Origin of the sequence: Nocardiopsis sp. TNDT3, assembly GCF_003427465.1 — a bacterium.
Lineage (GTDB): Bacteria > Actinomycetota > Actinomycetes > Streptosporangiales > Streptosporangiaceae > Nocardiopsis > Nocardiopsis dassonvillei.
Genome location: NZ_QPFC01001014.1, coordinates 1 through 2078, shown reverse-complemented (window position 1 = coordinate 2078; position 2078 = coordinate 1). Strand labels below are relative to the sequence as shown.

Here is a 2078-nt window from a genome sequence, read left to right as displayed (position 1 = left end):
GTCCGGGGCGGGCCCCGCGGCCCGCCCCGGCACCACGTCCGCGCCCTACACGCCGCCCGTGGCGCCGCCCGTGTCCGGGCTCTGCTCCGCCGGAGCCGCGGGGGCCTCCTGCGCGGGGGCCTCCTCGGCGGGGGCCTCCGGGTCCTCGTTGACCACCGGCGGCTTGGAGTCCTCCCCGAAGACGCCGTCGAAGAGGAAACCGAGCACCCCTCCGGGGCGCGAGTCGTCCTGGTCCGCGGTGGCGGCCACGGCGGCCCCCGTCCCGGCAACGCTCAGTCCGGCGGCCAGCACCGTCGCGGCGGTGATCCTGGTGAACGCACGCATACGCGCTCACGACTCCCTTCGTGTCGGGTGTCAATGCATGACGTGATTATCTTGTTACAGAAAGTCACGGAAATCACGAACTCCCCCCGCACGGGTGTTTCGGACCGGCTCGGGGAGCCGCCCCGGCCCTCCCCAGGGGCCGCCAACGGCGGGCAAAGTCCCCGGCAGGTCACGGGTGGCGGCTCACGGATCCGCCGACCCGGCCATACATTGGCCGCGGTCTTGTGGGTAGTGCTGCGTCCAACGGCCCAACGGACGCACTCAGCCGTCCCGCCCCACGACACGTCAGAAGGAGCGCTGTCTATGTCTCGGCCTCGTATCGTGGTGGTCGGCGCGGGTTTCGGTGGTCTCCACACCCTGCGCCACCTCGAACGCCGCATCCCGGCGGGGGCGGCGGACATCGCCCTCGTCGCGCCGCACGACTACATGCTCTACAGCCCCCTACTGCCGCAGGTGGCCTCCGGACTGCTCACACCGCAGTCGGTCGCCATGTCGGTGCACCGGCTGACCCGGCAGACCCGGTTCGTCCCCGGGCACGCCGTCGGCGTGGATCCGGGGGACCGCGTGGTCGTCGTACGGCGCCCCACCGGCGAACTCGCCCCGGTCCGCTACGACCGCCTGGTCCTGGCGCCCGGCGGGGTCACCCGCGCCTTCGACATCCCCGGTCTGGCCGAGCACGCCTACGGCGCCAAGACGCTGGCCGAGGCGGTGCTCCTGCGCGACCACGTCCTGGCCCAGCTGGAGCTGGCCAACGACAGCCGCGACCCGGCCGAGCGCGAGGAGCGCTGCCGCTTCGTCGTCGTCGGCGGCGGCTACACCGGCGTCGAGACCGCGGCCTCGCTCATGCGCCTGTGCCAGGAGGCGGCCAAGCGCTATCCGGACCTGCGCTCGGTGATCCGCTGGCACCTGGTGGACATCGCGCCCAAGGTGCTGCCCGAACTCGGCGACCGCCTCGGCCGCAAGGCGCTCGACCTGCTGCGCTCCATCGGCGTCGAGGTCAAGCTCAAGGTGAGCGTGCGCGAGGTGACCGACGACAAGGTGGTGCTCACCGACGGCCGCGCCCTGCCCTGCCGCACCCTCATCTGGACGGCGGGGGTCTCACCCAGCCCGCTCATGGCGACCCTGGACAAGCCCACCCAGAAGGGGCGCCTGGAGGTCGGCGCCGACCTGCGGGTCCCCGGCCTCGACGACGTCTTCGCCGTCGGCGACGCCGCGGCGGTGCCCAACCTCTCGCACGAGGACAGCGACTACTGCCCGCCGACCGCCCAGTACGCCACGCGCCAGGCGGCCACCGTCGCCGACAACGTCGTCTCGTCCGTCCTGGGACGCCCGATGAAGGAGTTCCGGCACCGGGACATGGGGCTGGTCGTGGACCTGAGCGGCAACGACGCGCTCGCGCGCGTCATGCAGCTGGAACTGAGCGGGCTGCCCGCGCTGGGCGTCACCCGCGGGTACCACCTGATGGCGGTGCCCTCCGCGACCGCGCGGGCGCGCATCCTGGCCAACTGGGGGATCCGCAAGGCCACCGGCGGCGACACCTCGCGCCTGGGGTTCGCCGACGGCGGGCGCCCGTCCTCGTTCGTGGCCAACGAGTCGGTCGACTACCTGGACGCGGAGGGCTCCCGCCGGGAGGGCGCGCGCCTGCTGGAGAACCTGCACGCGCGCTACGGCGTGCACTGACCGGGAGCCGTCCGGGCTCCGCCGGAGTCCGGACCGCAGAGCCCCGTCGACCGGCCGCGGCGCCCCGCCGCGGC

At 73.7% G+C, this 2078-nt stretch carries 2 protein-coding genes; one reads left to right on the top strand and one right to left on the bottom strand.

From position 1 onward, the window contains the following. Positions 1-45: 45 nt before the first annotated feature. Positions 46-324 (bottom strand): hypothetical protein, encoded by a 279-nt coding sequence (locus DQW06_RS23030; RefSeq protein ID WP_071622496.1) that lies wholly within the window; start codon positions 322-324, stop codon positions 46-48. 303 nt (positions 325-627) lie between these two features. Between DQW06_RS23030 and DQW06_RS23025 the strand changes: the two genes are divergently transcribed. Continuing rightward, the gene (locus DQW06_RS23025; protein ID WP_013154271.1) at positions 628-2004 is read left to right on the top strand and encodes an NAD(P)/FAD-dependent oxidoreductase; all 1377 of its coding nucleotides are present in this window, start codon (positions 628-630) and stop codon (positions 2002-2004) included. The last annotated feature ends 74 nt before the right edge of the window (positions 2005-2078 follow it).